This is a genomic window from Bradyrhizobium niftali (assembly GCF_004571025.1).
Classification (GTDB): Bacteria; Pseudomonadota; Alphaproteobacteria; order Rhizobiales; family Xanthobacteraceae; genus Bradyrhizobium; species Bradyrhizobium niftali.
Genome location: NZ_SPQT01000051.1, coordinates 1 through 19960 on the forward strand (window position 1 = coordinate 1; position 19960 = coordinate 19960).

13 protein-coding genes and 3 pseudogenes are annotated in these 19960 nt (G+C 58.7%); 10 read left to right on the forward strand and 6 right to left on the reverse strand.

Annotated elements, in window-relative coordinates:
- Window positions 1-840 precede the first annotated feature (840 nt).
- The 6 genes from E4K65_RS49185 to E4K65_RS43705 all read left to right on the forward strand — a co-directional run bounded on the left by E4K65_RS49185 (window position 841) and on the right by E4K65_RS43705 (window position 4913).
- The gene (locus E4K65_RS49185; RefSeq protein ID WP_235885998.1) at window positions 841-1191 is read left to right on the forward strand and encodes a hypothetical protein; all 351 of its coding nucleotides are present in this window, start codon (window positions 841-843) and stop codon (window positions 1189-1191) included.
- Window positions 1192-1871: 680 nt separating this feature from the next.
- On the forward strand, window positions 1872-2093 hold the full coding sequence (locus E4K65_RS43685; protein WP_135179353.1) for a hypothetical protein: 222 nt from the start codon (window positions 1872-1874) through the stop codon (window positions 2091-2093).
- A 55-nt stretch (window positions 2094-2148) separates the two neighbouring features.
- Window positions 2149-2529, forward strand: coding sequence for a hypothetical protein (locus tag E4K65_RS43690; RefSeq protein WP_135179367.1), 381 nt, complete (start codon window positions 2149-2151; stop codon window positions 2527-2529).
- A gap of 509 nt (window positions 2530-3038) precedes the next feature.
- Entirely contained in the window at window positions 3039-3224 is a 186-nt protein-coding gene (locus E4K65_RS43695; protein ID WP_235885999.1) for a hypothetical protein, read from the forward strand.
- 823 nt (window positions 3225-4047) lie between these two features.
- A complete protein-coding gene (locus E4K65_RS43700) occupies window positions 4048-4260 on the forward strand; it encodes a hypothetical protein (RefSeq protein WP_235886000.1) in 213 nt (70 codons plus the stop codon).
- A 440-nt stretch (window positions 4261-4700) separates the two neighbouring features.
- Window positions 4701-4913, forward strand: a complete 213-nt coding sequence (locus tag E4K65_RS43705) for a hypothetical protein (protein WP_135179354.1) — start codon at window positions 4701-4703, stop codon at window positions 4911-4913.
- A gap of 132 nt (window positions 4914-5045) precedes the next feature.
- Here the strand turns inward: E4K65_RS43705 and E4K65_RS43710 are convergent, their stop codons facing one another.
- Window positions 5046-5255: a hypothetical protein gene (locus tag E4K65_RS43710; protein ID WP_135179355.1), complete on the reverse strand. Its 210-nt coding sequence runs from the start codon at window positions 5253-5255 to the stop codon at window positions 5046-5048.
- Between the two features lie 200 nt (window positions 5256-5455).
- Window positions 5456-5785: a nuclear transport factor 2 family protein gene (locus E4K65_RS43715; protein WP_135179356.1), complete on the reverse strand. Its 330-nt coding sequence runs from the start codon at window positions 5783-5785 to the stop codon at window positions 5456-5458.
- Between the two features lie 84 nt (window positions 5786-5869).
- Between E4K65_RS43715 and E4K65_RS43720 the strand changes: the two genes are divergently transcribed.
- Window positions 5870-9310 (forward strand): LuxR C-terminal-related transcriptional regulator, encoded by a 3441-nt coding sequence (locus E4K65_RS43720; protein ID WP_235886001.1) that lies wholly within the window; start codon window positions 5870-5872, stop codon window positions 9308-9310.
- A 1026-nt stretch (window positions 9311-10336) separates the two neighbouring features.
- Window positions 10337-11130 (forward strand): annotated as a pseudogene (locus tag E4K65_RS43735) (transposase).
- Between the two features lie 1026 nt (window positions 11131-12156).
- Here E4K65_RS43735 and E4K65_RS43745 read toward each other — a convergent pair.
- Window positions 12157-12474 (reverse strand): annotated as a pseudogene (locus tag E4K65_RS43745) (hypothetical protein).
- Between the two features lie 375 nt (window positions 12475-12849).
- Between E4K65_RS43745 and E4K65_RS43750 the strand changes: the two are divergent.
- Window positions 12850-16206 carry an adenylate/guanylate cyclase domain-containing protein gene (locus tag E4K65_RS43750; RefSeq protein WP_135179358.1) on the forward strand — a complete coding sequence of 1119 codons (3357 nt, stop codon included), beginning with the start codon at window positions 12850-12852 and terminating at the stop codon, window positions 16204-16206.
- Window positions 16207-16212: 6 nt separating this feature from the next.
- On the opposite strand, the gene E4K65_RS43755 is transcribed toward E4K65_RS43750, so the two are convergent.
- The 3 genes and pseudogenes from E4K65_RS43755 to E4K65_RS50125 form a co-directional block, all read right to left on the reverse strand.
- Entirely contained in the window at window positions 16213-17745 is a 1533-nt protein-coding gene (locus tag E4K65_RS43755; protein WP_135179359.1) for a patatin-like phospholipase family protein, read from the reverse strand.
- Between the two features lie 587 nt (window positions 17746-18332).
- Window positions 18333-18569 (reverse strand): cytochrome P450, encoded by a 237-nt coding sequence (locus tag E4K65_RS50120; RefSeq protein WP_135179360.1) that lies wholly within the window; start codon window positions 18567-18569, stop codon window positions 18333-18335.
- Between the two features lie 20 nt (window positions 18570-18589).
- A pseudogene (locus E4K65_RS50125) lies at window positions 18590-18757 on the reverse strand (cytochrome P450); the annotation flags it as partial.
- Between the two features lie 577 nt (window positions 18758-19334).
- Between E4K65_RS50125 and E4K65_RS43775 the strand changes: the two are divergent.
- Window positions 19335-19928 (forward strand): MarR family transcriptional regulator, encoded by a 594-nt coding sequence (locus tag E4K65_RS43775; RefSeq protein WP_347340985.1) that lies wholly within the window; start codon window positions 19335-19337, stop codon window positions 19926-19928.
- The last annotated feature ends 32 nt before the right edge of the window (window positions 19929-19960 follow it).

The window sequence follows — 19960 nt, forward strand, 5'->3', positions numbered from 1 at the left end:
GCCGAATTTAATCGCGTCCGATTGATAAGACACGAAGCAGCGCATCAGTACTTGGCTTTGTCCCGCGATGTTCCGCAGTTGCGCTGCAAGCGCAATTGGATCCCAGTTGAACTGCATCCGTTTGTCGGCCATCGTTTTCCCCTGCTGCAGGCCTGTACTGTGCAGCTTGGGTCGCGTCCAAAAGATTAACACCTCACCGGACGCGATTGGAAAACGTATAGACTCGATTTCGCTGTCTGGCCGATCCCTTGCGGTGTACCCAAAACGAAGTACCGCGGTCGTCGCGGCTACGAGCGGCCAAAATCGCCCAAACCTTTTGCGACGCAGCTAGACGTTGTGCGACCTCCTTCTCCCGATGTCATTACAACGTCGCCCAATGCAAGAAGAGGGGAGCCGGGGTTCGTCTCCGCAGCTCCAAGGGAGAGGAGCGACCGCTAAGCTCGGCGTTCAGCTTGAACTTTCGAACTACGCGATGGGAGGAAATGCCTGGGCGCTACTTCCGCCTCTCGCCTGCGACTTCGGCTCCCAACGAATGTCCGCTTTGCGCAATTTCCGGCCGGAGTTGCTGGAGAATACCCCGGAGCTCCCCGCAAGCGGGCCGGGAGGCAGTTTTCTGGTGGCGCGTCTGTGAGTTTGCGAACGAGACCTCGACCCTGCGGAGGTCATGCTCTTCCCGTTTCCTCCGCCAGTTGCTTTGTTTAGCAGACACGTCTTGCGAGTGGTGGGCGGAGGCCCAGCGCGGAAAGCTCTCTCCTGCTGGAGGCGGGGACACCCCGCTACTGCGCTGCCCCGCGAGAGCCGGTTCCGATTGAGGAACAGGACCCCAGCCGGAAGAGCTCATTGAATGACGCTCTGTGGCGACTCGAAACGAAAATCACTCGCGCGAAGTGCGCCATCGACTCGCCAATCGGCTCTCGAAGAAAACTAAAATCACTTCTGAGTCATAATCGTAATGACTCCGACGCAAAAACAAAAAATAGGGTGGAAAAAACACGGGAGGCTGGAATGGAAACCGTACAGCGCTTGCGCGCGATGGCGTCGCTCTGTCGGCAGAGTGCCGCGCTTCATCCTGACAGAAGCTGGAAACTGCTCGCCAAGGCAGAGTACTGGGAGCATTTGGCGGCTGCTGCGCTCTCAACGCATCTTGAAGACGGCTTCACCACTGGTCCGCATGACTTAGCTGCTGCTTAGTGTCCCATTTATCGTTTCAAAATCACATTGCGGGGCAGGATAGCAGGATAAATGAGTATCCTTCGGGGCCAGGGGATGACTGCGTGTATCAACGAGCGGCCGATGTGTCCGGTATGCAAACACAGGATGGCATTGGCGCGCATCTCTCCCGGCAAAGCCGGATTTGAGAAGCGCACCTTCGAATGCTCGACGTGCGAACGTACCGAATTGGTTTCCTTCGCTGTGGATCCAATGAAGACAGATGCGGTCGGCTGGCTGGCAGGCGAGTTGAACCCGCCTCGGTAAAGTTCGGTTGCAGCTCTGTGTGTGAGGGACGGGGGCCTGATGGACGAGGACTTCTGCAGAGAACAGGCGCCGCGCGTTCGTGCTCCGAGCGGAGCCGATCCGGTCAGCAGATATGACGCAAAAGTTAGGCGGTCCGTCGCAGGCCTTTAAGATGGAGCGGCCAGTGCGCACTGCGCCGGCATCGATCTCCTCGGGATGAGGCGAGGCATGATGGATAAAATCTCTCGCTCATTAATCAGAGGACTCAAGCGACACGTGCCCAGGGTGCCCGCCAGTGTGATCGCCCTCGCTGTGATCGGAAGTAGCGTCTCCTGATGTTCTTGTCTTGAAAGTCCGTGAGGTCGGTCAGATACTGCATCAGGTCCCTGCCACCAGCAATCCAAGGGAGGACGATCATGGCGATCCAGATCGTGATGGACCGTACCGGCGACAGCCGTCACCCTTTCAATCCGGGCGACGCACAAGAATTGGCGAAGGCGGAGCAGCGGTTCTACGAACTCACCAGTGCCGGCTTCACGGCTGCGGTCCGGACGGGGCCGGGTCAGACCTCGCAGCTTCGATCGTTCGACCCCCATGCGGAAGAAACGGTGTTCTTTCCCAGGCTGGTCGGCGGATAAATCGGTCATCGCCGTGTTGCGCTTTACACCGTCCCGGCCGGGGGAACGCTCGCGGATCAGAGCCGCAAAGGCGCTCTTCATTAGACATGGCGCCGAGAGGACTCCGGAAGGACGCTCCCTGCGGCTCTTGCGGCACTGGCTCTCGCCGACCCAACTGGCGCAGTTCGGGCATCTGGGCTATTTCGAGGTTGTCGGTGGCGACACCGGCAAGCGGTACAGGATCTATACGGGAGCCGCGACAAATGTCTGCGAAGTCGACGAAAACGATCGCCCGAAGGTTGGCCTATGTTTCCTGCCGCACGGCGATCTGCCGATCGGAGACGTCATGCTGGCCCAGAAGATCGCGCTTGAAACGTGCGAGGGCCGCGTGCTCGCAGTAGCCAGAAGGTTCACTCCCGCCGGTTTCTTGTTCAGCCGCACCCGGCCGCTTCGCTAAGCAGCGATGGAGGATCGCCATGAGGATAAAATTTCTCTCTGCGATTGCGATAGCTGTTCTTGCCGCTGGTGCTGGGCTGGCAATCAATTCCATCGGCTCGCTGCCCACCGAAGGGCAGTCCACGCCGAAGATGCAAGTGGCACACCGACTGGCTGCCTCGGTCGATTCATTCTTGCTTCGGTCCGGTGGCTAACAGGCGGCGTTGCAGCCACCGGTGCTTGCATCCAGTGGTAAGTTGTTTCGCGCTGTAGTTGGATATTTATTCGCGGAGCAGCGCTCTTAAGTTGTTTGACGAAGTTCTGCGGAAACAGAAGGCTGCTATAATCTATTTTAGGTAATCAGCCCTGTTCCTTTTTGCACTGAACAGCAAGCCAGCCAATCGTCCTTTGAGTTTTTGAATTGGCTCAGCCTGTAAATGGGCCCAGATCGGACAGCCATCGCCGGGGCAACGATTATCCGAATCCGTGGTGGAAATTATCTCTAGCGATACTCAAACGATGGGGGTATCCATGCCCGCCGTATTCGATTTGCTCTACCGCGAATATTGCCGCGCCCGCCTCGCCGAAATGCGGAAACAGCTTCTGATCGCGCGTGAAACTCCTCAAGTCCTGCAAGCGAATTATGATCCTGCTGATCAGGGTAGCGTTGGCAGGACAGACACGCAGCACGAATTCAGTCACGGCGCACCAAATTGAAGCGGCAGCGCTACATTGGGCCCTCCGCGACGCCGCAATAACTAAGCAGGCGGCGATGGCTCGGGAGGCAAATGTTATACTGTGATGATCGCTTGCGGCGCTGTGGATCGTTCTTTTTCTCGTGTGGGGCTGTGTTGCTGGCCCGATAGCCATCCTTACTTGGAAGAGAGACGCACATGTGCGCGCATACGAACGCGCGGCCGCCGCGGTTTTGTTCCAGTGCGTCCTCGATCACTCGGATAGTCCGGGACCGAAGTTGCGGCCCTTGTACTTGAGATGGAGGCCCGCTTAGCCCCCGGCGGGCCTTCCCTCAATTCGCGCAAATGATTTCAGCAGCGGACTGGAAGGCGGCGAATTCAAGCGGCGGACGGGCGCTTAGAATTTTGGCTCCGTTTAGGATTGTGTCAGGCTGAGTGCGGTCTACTTAGACACTCGCTCTTGAAAATTAGGACAGGAAACATTTCTGCAATAGCCAAGTTTTCCGTGTGCCCTCCCTGAGGGTGACCCCGAAGGGCCCCAGCTTAATGCCCCCCAATATCCCCGCGAGCTGGGGCCCATTTCGTCTGCGAAGGTTGGGCTGGATGTCTTGGGCTTGGGCTTGATTCGCCTGCTCGAAGTAGTCTCGTGATGGATAACACTGGCACCGGGAACAAAGACTCGCCCCCTAAATTGATGATCCGGAATCAGCCTCGACAACGTGGTGCCGACAAACGAAGGCCTCAGCTGGACCAGCCCCGAGCTGAGGCCTTTTCGTCGCCTGTGTGCATTTTTGCACCAACCTCGGAACGAATGTCCGGCCCTTGAGTCATCCCACGTCGCCTAAGTGTCGGATGTCGAGATCGTGTCGCGCTTCAACTATTTCGCCCGTGAGGCCGCAGCGACGCTGCTGCGAATGGCAAAAACAACAAAGGACCCCGCGGTCGCGGCTGGCTTGGTTCAGCGTGCGGCGGATCTGAAGGACCGCACCGGGGAGCTTCCTCCTGTTGGCGTCGATGCCATAGACGACGAGCCGCCCAAGCCTTTGACGAAGAACTAAGGCTACCGAAGAACTAAGGCTGCCTCAGTTATTCTTGACGCAGCTCAAGACGGCCGCTCGAGCACGGGCAGATTACGATCCGCCTCATAGACGGCTCGCCCGACCTGCCGTCCAACTCCGACGCCGCCATGGCAATGCTGCGGCAATCAGGCATGCGTTCGGTTTTTGAGATGCCCCTCGGGACAACTTTGAGGCGCGTGATGGAAGGCATCGCATGGGCTGATCTCGACGCGGATGAGCAACGCGCCATTGCTATGAGCCGGACTATCTATCGAGCTGTGTGACCCCGTTGCTCTCGTGACCTTAAGGCGGATTAGGCTGATCGTAGGCTCCCATTTGACGGCTGCTGCGCACGAGTTGCGGAGGGGAGTTGTTTTAGACGAACTCGGGATTCGGGATTTCGGCTTGAAGGTATGAATGAGGCTCGGGAGGTACTGGAGATGTCAAGGGCTATTGGGCTGATCGTGGAGGGTTACGTTTCGCTCAAGGACCAGAAGTCCCTCGATGAGCTTCGGATGCAGCGCCGGAAACTTATTGCAGACCTCAACGCGTGCACCGGGATCGACTGCACAAGTACTGTCCAGCAGATCGAGGAAGAGATCGTCGTCATCGAGACTGGACTGGCGCGGTTGGACGGCGCAATGACGCGATAACCGGTCAGTCTCTCGTCTTCAACCCGCCGACCGATCGTCCTTCTGCGCCCACGTCGCGGTTAACGACGCGGAAGAGCGCGAGGATGGCGCGCCGGTTGGTGGTGATACTGTAGAGAGAATACGGGCCCGGCCCTACTCGACCGCGATCATTCGCTCCTTGGTGGCCCGTAGGTTGCGGAGATAATAGCCTTGTGCCTGAACGGCCGACTTGATTTCATCGCTGACCTTGAGAACTCGTTTTCTGCTCTTGCGCCACTTATGTGCAGAGTAAAGCACGGGGACGGCGGAGCCTGTACTTAGAACGAGCAAGTCGCGCTTGTCATTGCGATAGACATCAAACACTTTTGTCCCCGCCGATCATATTGAACTAAGAATGAAATATGTTTCTCGTCTCTATGGTGGAGCTTAGTATCTCCAGTGGCTTTGCGGGTTGTAAATCTGCAACGCCCGCGACTTTGCTTCACCGCGTCCAGATTTGGAACGAACTGATGCAAGCTCGGCTGGATTGGGCGCCCACTGCGGGCTTGGATCACGCCGCGGGTCTAGTGAGAGGGATTGCAGTTCAGCTCCTTGATCCTGCCGGCGGCGTCAAACGCAAAAAGCGCGCACATGACGCCAGTATTGGTGATGTACGAGATGATGGCCCCGTCGTTGTGCAAGGGATTGAGATTGTCCAACTTGCCTGCCGGATGCTTTCGGAGGCGATCGACCCAATAGGCACGAAGTGCCTCGCTGCCGGTAATGGTTTTGACGCCGCCGCAGCCGCAGTGAACCACGGCATCTTCAGCATACATTTTCAAGATCGCCTCGATATCGCCCGCGCGGTAGGCATCGAGCCAGTCAACCGCAACTGCCATCGGGTCAAATGACATATTTTCTCGCCCAAATGCCCTCAGAGCTCGCGGTTCCAACGTCGGGTTTGGCCCGCTAAGCCTCTTTCTTCATTCGATTATTAGTTGTATTTTAATACATCACCCGGCCACGGCCATATGCCAAAGTACATAGTTGGCCGGGCCGAGGCAGAGTCCATGCTAGACGTGTGTACGAAGCAGGGGATCGACCGGCTTGTGATCGTAGATCGACAACCGATCGTTCTACAGGGGCTGAAATCGATACTCGGAGCACAGCAGGACTTCGATGTTGTCGCATCATGCCGCGACGGGACAAGCTGCCTCGAAGCCATTCGGAATTTGACACCCGACGTCGCGCTTATTGCCGACGCCCTGCCAGATCTGACGGTAACCGAGATCCTGGCGATTGCGAAAGCTGAGAACCTTGCCACGCGCCTGGTGTTCTTTACCGAGTCCGAATCCAACCACGATCTAACCGCAGCGATTGCGGCTGGCGCCTGCAGCGCAATTTCGAAGTGCGTCTCCCCCGACACCATGCTGCGACTACTGCGGCTGTTGACGAAGCGGATTGTGTCGCCCGAGCATTTCGATCTCTCGCCAACCGGCAAGGAAGCTGACGCCGTCGGCAAAATTGAAAAGAGGCTGGAGCTACTGACGTACCGGGAACGTCAAATCGTGGGACTGGTGTCAGAAGGAATGTCGAACAAGGAGATCGCGCGCCGGCTAAACCTTTCACCAGGGACAGTCAAAGTACACCTGTACAATATATTTCAGAAGCTTGAGGTCACCAACAGGACTGTGCTTGCTACCATCGTGTTGCTGAAACATCCCTCCTGCTTCGGCTCACTCGCGCTGGCTTTTCTGGCGATCGCCATTGCGGACGAGCTCAAGGCGTCGGAAGCGAAATACATATTTCCGGATGACGACAGCATCGGCCGCGCGGGAGAGCACGCCGGATATGAGCCTTGGAAAAAAGCCATTCTCCGGCACCTCATCGTCTGGGAATCCGGCGAGACGCCCCCGCTCAGCCAGAGAGACTTTTTGGCCAAGCTAGGCCAAGTCGCGAACACGGCGGCGGCAATGGAAGCACTGCGCGTGGCCGAGCAGCCTTCAGGCTCGAAACCGTGGAAGAACTACGGTCCTGTTGGATCGAGCACGCCCAATCTTCCGACGCCTGTACTGCGAGGAACCGGCGACACGCAGACTGGAGGTGACCTGACCGAGGAACATCAATTCCCCCGGCTTGCTTCCAATCCGATGTCGATTCAGGGAGGGTATGGCACCTTCGCTACTCTCGCCGGTGCGCTGATCTACACGCTGCACGACCCCCATCTTGCGGTGCAGTCGCATGACCTGGGTCAACCGTCGATCGACAGCTTCGTGGCCATCGCCCGGGAGAATGCTGCCACAAAACTGGCCGCATTCACTCATGCCGACCCCAATCATGCAGACAACCCAGACCTGCGCCTCCCTTCGCACGATTCCCGCCTGTCTTCCGCACATGTGACAACTGGAAACGAAAGCGTCGCTGGACAAGGCGCTCGGAGCCAAGTGAGCCATGGCGCCGAGGGTTACGCACTGCAAAAACCTGTTGGCTTGGTCGACGCTGGTCACGATGCCGGTGTTGACGGATATAGCCGCCATCAACTGATGGGCGGCGGCAACGTTGATGGAAACGTTGTTCATCGCGTCCCGACCGATTCCAATTCTACATCTTCCCACTCTGGCTTCGATTTCGCATCTGATTCGAGCAGGATCAATTTTGCGGCTTTCGGAGCGCTTGCGTGGCTGCATATGACAGCAGCAAGCAAGTCCATACCGCCACATACCTTCGCCTGGATCTACGACACCGCAAGCAATGAAACGGTCGTCTACGTGAATCCGACCGATCGTGTCCTTGATGTCGGGGATTGCGACCTGCTGGAAGTCCATCTTCAGGGGATTGTATCAGTCGCCGAATCGGATTTCGCCGACCAGCGAGAAGGAGGCGCAACCGTCGCCATCACCCTGGAGAAGCTCGAAGAAGCGCTGACATCGGCGAGCGCCATCGATGAGACTGTTCTGAGTAAGGACAATGTCCAGGCCAGCATCGAGGCGCGGGTGAGCACGCCCGGGCCGGCTGGAGTTTGGGCCATCCTGGCCGACGACGGCTTGAGGTTCCAGTTCGGGCAGACTCGGATCGGCTTGGGAGGGGCGGCAAGGCTCAGAACCGTCACTGGCGATTCGGCGGATGCATCGGAAGAGAGAGACGGGACGTCTGGCGCGTCGGTTCGCGTATCATCGATCGAGCCTGCTCATAGCGAGACGACAACGGCAGTCGCAACATCCACATTGAAGAGTGGTCCGACCAATGCGGATACCGACGTTTCGTCGACTGGGCTGAACGTAATTGTCCAACCGGGCGTCGCAATGACCGACAGCGCGGACCGCGGTAACTCGCAGCACGCTGCGGAGGCAGGGGCCGCAAAGGCGGCAGCGACCGGATCGACTGAAGCTGGCCTCGAACCGAGCGACGGCGTCGGTAATGGTGCCGAGCATCACGTTTCGGCTTCGGAAGCTCCGCGAGGCCCGGCGAAGACGGGAGAACCAGGCGGCGCGGAACATGGCAACTCCGGGCACCCAACCGCTGCAAATCCACCGGACGCAGCCGAGATCGATCCGGGCGTTGCAACGGCAGACAGCGCGGGCCACGGCAACTCCCAGCACACTTCGGAGCGAGGGTCTGCAAAGGCTGCAGCCACGGTCTCGATTGAAACCGGCGTCGAGCCGGACAACGGCGTCGGCAACGGTGCAGAGCATCACGCTCCGGCTTCGGACGCTACGGGCGCGTCAGCGGCAGTAAAGACGGCAGAGCCGGCCGCTGTGGAACACGGCAACTCCGGGCACCAAACCGCCGCAAATGCACCGGACGCAGCCGAGATTGATCCGGGCGTCGCAACGGCCGATAGCGCGGGCCACGGCAACTCGCAGCACACTTCGGAGCGGGGATCTGCAAAGGCTGCAGCCACGGACTCGATTGAAGCCGGCGTCGAGCCGGACACCGGCGTCGGCAACGGCGCGGAGCATCGTGCTCCGGCTTCGGACGCTACGGGGGTGTCAGCGGCAGTGAAGACGGCAGAACTGGCCGCCGTGGAGCCCGGCGCGCACTCAACCGCTGCGAACACACCGGAAGCTGCCGAAATTGTCGATCCCACCGTTGAAGCTGGCGGTAACGCCGAACGCGGAAACTCGCAGCACGTTGCGCAATCTGCTGCAATCGCATCTGAAGACGCGCAGCCGGCTAAAGCTGCGTCCGAGGCAGGCGGCGGAGATCAAGAACCGGTGTTCCGCTTCGATAGCGAGACAGCTCCTTCGACTCTCGTCGCGGTAGTCGAGCTTAAGGGGCTTAATGATCTCCTCGATCCGCACGTTCCGCCCGGTCAGAAAGAGGACCTCGAGATGATCGTCAAAATGGCCCCCAATGCACCGGACGAACACGCGGCCAACCACGGCAATAATGGTCCGCATCACGGCATCGTACCTGCGCCTCATGACTTGCTGATTTGAAGTGTTGCATTGTCACTGACTGAAAATGGGGTGGAGCGCGACAGCGAGGACCGATGTTGAGCGAGCTGCCGCCGCGTATCTAGGCCGCCGACGCGGGAACCCTCCGCTTCCGCAGCATCGCGACTTCAGCTCCTGGCCCACAAGCGGACATCAACAGGACGATACCAAGCACGTGGCAGCTTTTCGGCTGCCATGGTCCGGCGTTTTTGCGTTGCGTCGATCGCCGTTACCTCAATCCATACCGCCAATGACGCCAAGAAATGAACCGCCGAAGAAGGAAGCAGCAAGCATCATGAGATAGGTCACCGCGGTGGGACCAAGTTCAGGCTCGTGTTGAAAATGATGAAATCCGAGCGGCACTAGCAGACAAAAGCCCGCGCAGATTGTCGGCAAAAGCGCCCGCCGCCGTGTTGCGAGCCGCTGGGCCGGGGTAGCCCACTGAGGGTGCTGTGATAGATTTCTGGATCGACGAAGCGATATCGCGGCACTCGCGGCTACCACGATTAGACAGGCAGCGAGGAAGTACATTAGGCATTAACCTTGTGCCGAAAGCCGCTAAGCTGGACCAGAGGCTAACAACAACGCGCTTGTATGGAGTTGGTGGAAACCCAAGTCTAATTTTCGGCAAAAGAGTCCAGGAGCGATCGAAACCCTTTCCTGATTTCACCTGCTTGGTAAACGTAGTCACGATTGAACTCCAAATTCAGAACGCCGTATGCTCTACAAACCTATCGACATTGTTCGCGTTTCTGGGCGCCAAGTCTGCGAGCAGGAGGCGAATTTCGAATGTCGTTGTTCGAGTGTTGGGGGCGACACTTGATCGATCTAAATCCACAAGATAGTTGCGCGGAACTTTGTAGACCTTGTTACGGTCGTGTCCCCAGTGATGGTGTCGCTCGGTAGAGCAAAGCCGCCCGTACGCGCGCCTCAAATAGCGCCGTAGCGGGCGGGCGGCTTTGCGGTGGTCACCGGCCGTTCGCCGGTAGGATCGGGTTGCGACACGCTAACGCAACCGAGGAACCGTCGATGACCGACGATATGATGAACCTGCGCACGCTCGTGGAGAAGACCCCTGATGCGGATCTGTTGCGCGAGATGATCGGCTTTGCCGCCCAACGCCTGATGGAGCTGGAAGTCGAAAGCCAGACCGGGGCGGACTACGGCGAGAAGAACCCCGAGCGTCTGGCCCAGCGCAACGGCTACCGCGACCGGATCTGGAAGACCCGCGCCGGCGCGGTCGAGCTGCGCATTCCCAAGCTGCGCAAAGGCTCTTACTTCCCGGGCTTCCTGGAGCCGCGCCGGATGGCCGGGGCATCAAGGCCACCGTCGCCAAGGTGCTCAACGCCACTTGGCAACGTTGCCGCGTCCACTTCATGCGCAACGCGCTGGCGCATGCCGGCAAGAGCGGGCGGCGCGTTGTGTCCGCCTTCATTGCCACCGCATTTGCCCAGGACGATGCCGAAGCTGCGACGGCGCAGTGGCGGAAGGTCGCCGATCAGCTCCGTCCCAAGCTGCCCAAGCTTGCTGGCTTCCTCGACGAGGCCGAGACCGATGTGCTGGCCTATATGACGTTCCCGCCGCAGCATCGAACTAAGCTGCACTCGACCAACCCGATCGAGCGTCTCAACGGCGAGATCAAGCGGCGCACCGAGGTGGTTGGCATCTTCCCCAACGAGGATGCGATCGTCCGCCTCATCGGTGCGATCCTGCTCGAGCAGAACGATGAATGGGCCGCCCAGCGTGCCCGTTACATGACGCTGGAAACCATCGCACCGTTGAGCGATGATCCAACCGTCAGCCTTCCGGCGATCGCCAGCTGACCGGCCCGGCCCACGCCGGCGAACGCGGTGCCCCGCCGCCAGCTACACCACGCCCGGGGCACGATCCCTTGTTACCAAAAAGGGATCGGAACCACTGAGGTGTTAAGGGAAGGATGCTCTTGCAGTTGATCTTCCCTAAACGCTCCCCTTTGTACCCTCTCTGCAAAGGACTCGCGTTTCTCCAGAAGCGGATCTGAATTGGGTGGGTAAACGAACATCCGGTAACCGAGGAATCCCGCTATCAGCAAAATCACGACCACGGAGGAAGTAACCTACTTCATGATGTCGGATGTTTCGGCGCGGGTTAGATAGCCCGTCTCCCGGCATTGCCTACGTTCAAATTCGGGCATGTTCCATTCTGTGCAATTGCGGTAGGCTTCGGGTTCGTGGCTCAAACTGTCTTCGACGATCTTATGAAGCGCATCGCCTATCGGCGCATGCGCGGTTTGTACGGGCAAGAGTGGAACACTGAGTCCTAGTTGAGTACGCTTGGTGACCAGGCGTACCTGGCGGCCGTTACGCTCAAGGCGCAGACGGTATCCATCGTATTTATCTCATGGAGCCAGTTAGGCCCGGCTGGGACAGCCTTGACTGCAGTTGGCAGGCAGAACTCGAACGCGCGGTGCATGAGAACGAGATAGTCACGCGGCCGCGAATATGCGAATCTGACTCCCGTTTCAGCGTCGGGAATTCGTCAGTGAGGAACCGATGACAATTGCATTGCCGTATCTTGGAATTGCGCTCTGCTGCTCGCTCGCGGTCTGGTTGGTGAGCCTGGTGCTATAGGCGCAGCCCTCATCGCCAACCGTCCCTGTCGACCTCGACGCGAAAGCCTCCTGGCATACGCGGCGCCTCGCCCTCGGCCGGAGTGTTGCAAGCCGGGCAGGGCGCGCCGGCGCCGCCGCAGGTGCATGCGCGTGGGCCATCCCATGGGCGATCCAGATGGTTCTCGCAAACCCATCCGACGTCGTCACAGGTCGTGCATTTTACGGACGCGTCGCCGTGCGGCTTTTCTCCCGGCTGACATCACGCGGCAGCCGGCAGCGGCAGCGCGAGCTGCACGTCGAAGCGCCTGGTGGCGTTGGCGGCGATGAAGTCCTGCAGCGCGGACGGGACCTCTGCGTCGGTATCATCGGAGGCGGCGTCCGCCCGGATTGAAGCACACAATCCGGACCGGATAGGCGTATTGGCCGGACAGGAGATCTCTGAGGATAGTCTCGAGGTCGGTGACGGTTTCGTCGGTCTCGCGCCAGGCGCAGCCGGCGCGGGCGCGAAGTCCTCGAGGACCAGATAGATGTCGCGGTCGAGGCGGTCCGGCGGGACGATCGAGGGCGAGAAACGCATACGCAAACTCCAACACAGACGGTATCGGAGAGACGACCCCGGCTTCAGGGGGGCTTCCGGCGGAGAGGGCCGGGGCCGCTCCGCCGGCTCGCGGGCGAGCTGCGACGATTCAAATAATGCGCGCTCACGTGGTTCCTGCACCAGGCGTGTACTCACAAACGTCGGCTCACCAACGCAAAGTGGAAGTCTGCCATCTTGAGCGTGATCGGCGGCTTGTGACCCCCAACAGACATCGCTCTTGGCAGCGTCCCTTTTTTGCCGTGGCCACTGGTTACATTGGGCGAGCAGTCCGGCGATCGGCGCTTCCGTCGACAGATGTGCCTTCGCAAGGCTCTCCCATGTGCTATTCTGAATTGTATAAGCCATAGGTATACCATGGCAGGTATTGCAGAGTGGCTAGCATCGATCGGTTTGGGCGAGTACGCCGAGCGATTCCGCGAGAACGCCATCGACCTCTCGGTCGTTCGAGATCTCACGGAGCAGGATCTAAAGGACCTGGGCGTCCTGCTTGGGCACCGACGCAAGATGCTGCGCGCGATCGTAGAGCTTCAGGGAGAGGTTCCGCGAACACCTCGAACGGTCACCAAGCCGGCGTCGGCGAACAACGCCGGGCGACGTCAACTTACAGTCATGTTTTGCGATTTGGTCGGCTCGTCGGCACTTTCGGCGCGCCTTGATCTGGAGGACTTGCGGACCGTAATGGGCGCCTATCACCGCTGCATCGCAGAGGTTGTCGCCCACAATGAGGGCGTTATCGCGCGGTACATGGGAGATGGCGTTCTCGCCTATTTCGGTTATCCCCAGGCGCACGAGGATGATGCCGAACAGGCGACACGCGCCGGGCTGGCGCTGGTCGATGCCGTGGCTAAGCTCCGGACAGAGCCCGCCACCGAGCTACAAATTCGCGTTGGCATCGCTACCGGTATGGTGGTCGTGGGCGATCTGACAGGCGAAGGCGCGGCTCAAGAGCAGGCCGTCATTGGCGAGACGCCGAACTTGGCTGCGCGCCTGCAGACCTTCGCCAATCCCGGTACCGTGCTGATCTCCGAGAGTACGCACCGGCTCACTGATGGGCACTTCGAATTCCGCAATCTCGGTCCTGTCGAGCTTAAGGGATGGGCGGAGCCAATACCAGCCTGGCAGGTCCTGGGAACGACCGAAGTGGATAGCCGTTTCGAGGCACAGCACAAATCCCGATTGGCGCCACCAATTGGGCGTGACGAGGAAATCGAGATGCTGTTGCGTCGCTGGCAGCACGCCACGCGTGGCGAAGGTTGCGCGGTGATGCTCACCGGAGAGCCCGGTATCGGCAAGTCGCATATTGCCCTGGAGCTTGACGAGCGACTCCACGCCCAACCGCACATCACGGTGCGGCAGTTCTGCTCGGCGCACCACACTAACAGTGCGCTGTATCCATTCATCCGTCAGCTCGAACGCGCTGCCCGGCTCGAGCGGAGCGACCCGGCAGCAGAGAAGTTCGCCAAGCTTGAAGCTCTGCTGGTTCGGTCAGGCGCTGATGCCGACCGCGTAGTGCTACCTCTGGCCAACCTTCTATCCCTTCCACCCAGTAACCGCTACCGTATGCCGGAGCTGAGCCCGCAGAAGCGCAAGGAGCTAACGCTGGCTGCGTTTTTGTCCCAGCTGACTGGCTTGGCGGCGCGACAGCCGGTGTTCATCATTGTTGAGGATGTCCATTGGGCGGATCCGACGTCGCTGGAGCTGCTCACGATAACCTTGGAACAGATGCCGCAGCTTCGGGTGCTGCTGCTCATCACCGCGAGGCCAGAGTTCACACCCCCCTGGCCAGCGCATCCGCACGTGACGACGATTTCGCTCACGCGGCTGAACAGGCGTAACGGAACGGAGTTAATCGAGCGCGTCACTGCCGGCAAGACGCTCCCGAAAGAGGTGACGGAGCAGATTCTCGCCCGCACCGATGGCGTGCCCTTGTTCGTGGAGGAACTGACCAAGACTGTGCTCGAAACCGGGCTGTTGCATGAGCAAGACGATCACTACGTCCTCAACAGTCCTCTGCCCTCAATGGCCATTCCGACCACACTACATGCATCGCTGATGGCAAGACTCGATCGTTTGGCTCCGGTGAGGGAGGTGGCCCAGATCGGCGCTGTGGTGGGTCGCGAGTTCTCATACGAACTGCTGAGTATCGTAGCCGGGCTGCCAAAAGAGAGACTTGAGGAGGCGCTTGCCCAGTTGGTTCGATCGGAGTTGATATTCTGCCGGGGCGAGATACCTCAGGCGGTCTATACCTTCAAGCACGCGCTTGTGCGGGACGCTGCCTACTCGGGACTCCTGAAGAGCCGACGCGCAGCGCTGCATGCTGCGATCGCGGGTGCCTTCGAGCAACGGTTCCCGGACGTTGGGGAGACTCAACCCGAAACTCTTGCGCATCATCTGACAGAGGCCGGCCTGTTTCAAAAGGCGGAGGCATATTGGCTGCAGGCAGGCAAGAAGGCCGCCATGCGCTCGGCCAACCTTGAGGCCATCGCACACTTGCAGCGGGGTATCGAGGCCTCGGGCCATCTGCCAGAAGGCGCCGGAAAGGATAAGCTGGAACTTGCCTTCCAGTTCGCTCTCGGGCCCTGCCTGATCGCTACGCAAGGGCCAGCCTCGAACAAGGCGATGGCAACCTTTGCCCGCGCGCGAGAGCTGTGCGAGCGCCTGGGAGACCCTCCCGAGCAGCTCCAGGTGATGTTCTGGTTGACCACCGCGAGCGTAATGCGCGGTGAATTGCCGGTCGCCGAGGAAACGATCGCGGCCCTGCTCCAGCTCGCCGAAGCGCGCGACGATCGACCGGCGTTGCTCAACGCGATGCGCGGGCAGGCCATGATCCGCCTCTTCATGGGACACCTCACCGGTGCCCATGAAGCGATTGGACGCGCCTACGAAGCGTTTGAGGCGAGCAGCGAGGACGACAGGCTGGCGGCGCGTTCGGCCGGCCAGGATGCCGGCGTGGCGGACCTGGCGCTGATGTCGTGGGCGCTCTGGCTGCTCGGCCATCCCGATACGGCAATTGTGCGAATGGACGCTGCCATTCGGCGCGCCGACGCTATAAGTCATCCGCATTCGCAGGCGTATGCCTGTTACTACGCATGCATTCTTCACGCCCTTCGCGGCGAGTTCCTGGTCGCGCAAGGTCATGCCGAACGTTGCATCGCTCTTTCCGAGGAACATGGATTCCGGCAATGGCGCCTGGCGCGCGCCCTTCGGGGCATATGCGTGGCTTCGCTCGATCCTTCACCCAGCGCACTCGGGGAGATCGGTGCCGCGTTGGACGAATATCGCAGCGCCGGTTATCAGCTGGCCATCACCGCGCTCGACGTGTTGTTGTGTCCGCCATTGTTGAATAGTCACGACTACGAGGCCGCGCTGGAATTGATCGAGCACGGCCTAGCTACAACGAACCGTAACAGCGAACGAATTCTAGAAGCCGAACTGTATCGTCTGAAGGCACGGGTGCTGGTCGCCCGCGGCGGACCGGGCGTCGAAGCCGAGGCGCAGGCGCTGCTCGACCGGGCATTGAGCACGGCGAGAAGCCAACACGCCAGGACGCTTGAGCTCCGCGCCGCAACGGACCAAGCTGCTCTGTGGATCGATCAGGGCAGACGCGATGAAGCGTTCAACTTCCTCGCGCCGATCTACGCCTCGTTCACCGAGGGCTTCGACACACAGGATCTAAAGCAGGCAAAGGCTTTGCTCGACCGGTTGCGGTGACACGAACTACAGCTGCTCCAAACGGGAAGCTGGCGCACCAAGCCGGTCGTAGATCGCTTTCACCTGGGGGACGCGTAGTGCGAAGTCGGGAAAAGGAATTGCGCCTATCGGATATTTGCCAGTCTCGTCCGACTCGACTTCTTTTCCAGACCCGGCATCAACCCACGATTCCATTCTTTCTAACCAACGCTTCTGATCGCGCGTGCCCTTCGCTTCGGCAATCGCGATTGCCAGCCGCTCCCTATCGATATGCCGCCCCTTTTTGTCGTCTTTCCTCTCGTTTATGAACCGAACTCTTTCGTTTTCGGCAAAAGGCTTTTTATCTCTCGCTTGATACGCGGCGATTGCTTCCTCCGCCGCCTTTCTTCCCAGCGTCCGTCCCTTATCCAGATTGCTATGATTCCACTTGAAATTAATGCCCGCCGGCACGTGAATCTCAACGACCGTACCTGTCCATGGCTTCTTCCCAGGTGCGGGCTTGTCATACTGGACGTGATATTTGAACAACTTGACGTCATCCTCACCGACGGTTGCTGCAAACAGCTGGCAGAGATTTGCCAGGGCATCATGAAGGTTGTCCGGCTTGCGGACTTGCTTCGCATCGACAATCCGCACCACCCAAATCTCGTCAGGATCCTCCTCGTCTATCAAGCTTTCGAAATTGACGGTGTCGACCAGCGCTCCTTCGCAGTACGTGTCTCCATCGACCTTTACAGTTTCCTCGATGAAGGGAAGCGCCGAACATGCGCACAAAGTTGATGCATCGATGGGCCCCTGATAAAACCTATCGCGCATAGGACGATTTGAAAACAGCGCGAGTTCTTGCTTATCAAGATTCCACGCATTGTGAAAAATAAATGGCTTCCTCTTCTCTTTCTCCTCTTCTTCCTTCCCTCCCTTCTTTTTGTCGAATAGGTTTTCAAATTTGATGCGCTTCATAAATTCGCTGTTCGGATAGTTGATCCTTGAAAGTCCGGTGACGTTGGACAAGTACATCATGGACGTTAGATAGCGAATCAAGGGATTCGGGGCCATCCCGTGATTGAGAATCCATCCATTGATATCTCCCTCGTCCAATTTGTCGTATTTCTTCTTCCCATCACTGTCCTTCATGCGATTGAGCAGGAGTGACATGGATTCCTGAAACGAATCCACCATTCTGTACGGGTCCCATACAAAATCTTTGTAATTATCGGAATCAGTTACGAACTTACTCAAAGCTTTCATGTTGGCGCGCCAATCGGGCCCGAACACCGTATTGATCGGAAAGCGCTCATAGCTTTCATCGTCTCGAAATACGCCATTCTTGAAGAATTGATAGGTTTGTTTGGCCCTGTCTTCGTCGTCATCGAATTGATTGTAGACGATTCCAACCCACGCGCCGATGCAGGACAATGCCCATACATCAAAGGTTATACCGGCAGCGGCAAAAGCTTCCAGAGCCCCGATGTGCAGCCCTGCTGCTGGTCCACCACCGCCGAGCGTAATCGCTCTCTTCACTGGTCCACCACCGCCGAGCGCAGTTGCTCTCTTCGCCATTGGTCCCTCCGTCTAACTTATCGTGTGGGTTATTCTCCGATCAGGTTTCTGAGTTGCGTGAAGAGGAGATTAATCGTTTTTGGGATCATTGGAAAGCGCGGTGGCGTCGATGGTCGACGCTTTTCTCGGACCTGCCGATCGCACTTGCGCACATCCACTAAGCGCCCGGGCTCGCGTATCGTGCGCGGTTACGTTTTGGCCTTCTCGTCCATTTGTGAACCAGTTCACGTTAGGTATTTATCGCTGAACGATAGTATGGAGTAGGTGCAGTCCATTCGTGACTTCCGTTATTGGCTTCAGTTAGTGCGGTGCAAAGGTATGTCTGAAGTTCGGGGTACATCGGACGTGACTGGCCAACTGCAAGAATGTCGAGATTGACTACAAGCAGACATTGCTATCCGCCCAGAAATTCGACCTCCATCCGGTCAACCCGGCGTTCGGGTCCAGGCGCAAGTCGCGGAAAGGCACCAACCAGCCGCGTGCCTGGCGCCAAACCGTGCAATTGTCGCGAGGATTTCCTCGATCTCGACGCGGGCGAGTGCCTCATCGACGCAGTGATGCGCACCCGCGCCGAAAATCGGATGCCATCAGAGATGGTCCTTGCGGAAGATATCGAAGTGGTCGGGATCGGTATAGACCAATGGATCGCGCAGAGCCGAGGGCACGGAAATGGTGAGCAGAGTACCGGCGGGAATTCGATAGCCGTCCAGATCAAAAGCCCTGACAACGATACGGGGGATTCCATGATCACCGGATCGAAACGCAATCCTTCGTCCACCGCTGCGCGCTTGAGACCATCGGGATCGGCACAGAAAGCGCGCCATTGATCCACATGTTGGAGGAGATGAGCGAGCGTCATACACAGTGATCCGCGGGTCGTATCAGAGCCCGCTAGAATGAGGCCGACGATCTGGGGGCGGATCTCGTCCTCGGACAACTCTCCATCCTGCAAAGTCGCTTCGACATATTGCGACAGGAAATCTTCTCGGGGCGAAGCGCGCCGGAACTCAATGTGAGCAAATCGAGTCCGCTCCGCGTCACTGAGCGGACCTCAATGGGGCGTACCGCGACCTCGTTGATGGGCCACAACCGGTTTCATGCACCGCAGCGTCCAGCCCCCCAGGAGCCATCGGTCAGCGATGATGAACTCACTGACGCAATAAGCCAAAGCTTCACGCAGGCGAGCGACGCACGGTTCCGAGAGACGATCGAACTATCAACCGACGCTGCCCTCGAGGCCTACGACAGGGTTATAATTGCTGCCACCAAGCTTTCGCGCTCCCGGCGCTCCAACTAATTGCCTCCTGGTGCCGCTGAATAGCTAGGCCCGTGGGGAAGCCAGAACCCTAAACTGATCTGAGCGAAGCGCCGCTAATGTCGGTTTTTTGGCCCCTAGCTGACGTCTCCGTGGCTTGTGGCATCGACGGCTTCTGACCCGGGCTGCCCGCTGGCCTGTGACTCGCGTTCAAAGAGGTTTTTATGAATGCACAATCACCAATTGCAAACCTTCGTATAGTCGTTCACCCCCGCTTTACATGCAATGTAAGGTTCCGCCAGGTGAATCTGCCGGACTATAGAGAGGGGCGGGGATGATCACGGCAGCGCGGCAAGCGGTCGATCTGTTGGTGCAAACGTCGAGCGGTTGGCATTTTGATGGCGCCCGGCACGGATTGACTGATCGAGAATGGATGGCGTTGAGACTTCTTGCTCGTGCAAACAGGTTCTCACGAACCCCGTCCGCGCTAGCCCAGTTCGTCGGCACCTCTCGGGCCACCGCTTCTCAAACCGTTAAGCGTCTTGAAGACAAGGGTTACCTCCAGCGCAAAAGCGCCGACCAAGACAAGCGCTCGGTCATCCTTGATGTGACTCCCCGAGGAGAGAAAATTCTTGCCAGCGATCCCATCGCACCGCTCATCCATGCCATTGCGACGCTTGAAGTTGGTGCAAACAACTTTCGCGACCTACTCAGTCAAATTTTGCGTCAGCTAGACGCGCGACAAAATCGTCACCATGCGGATAGTTGCAGACAGTGCATTTTCTTGACTGAAGCGGCATACAACCGTGCGAGCAGGAAGCAGACTGAATACACATGCCGATTTTTTCGAGCCGATCTCACCGGAGCCGAGGTCGATCTTCTTTGCTTCAACTTCGAAGGACGGGGCAGCGGCGCTGTGCCTACATGAAATAGATACTCATAATCGCCACCGCGATGAGC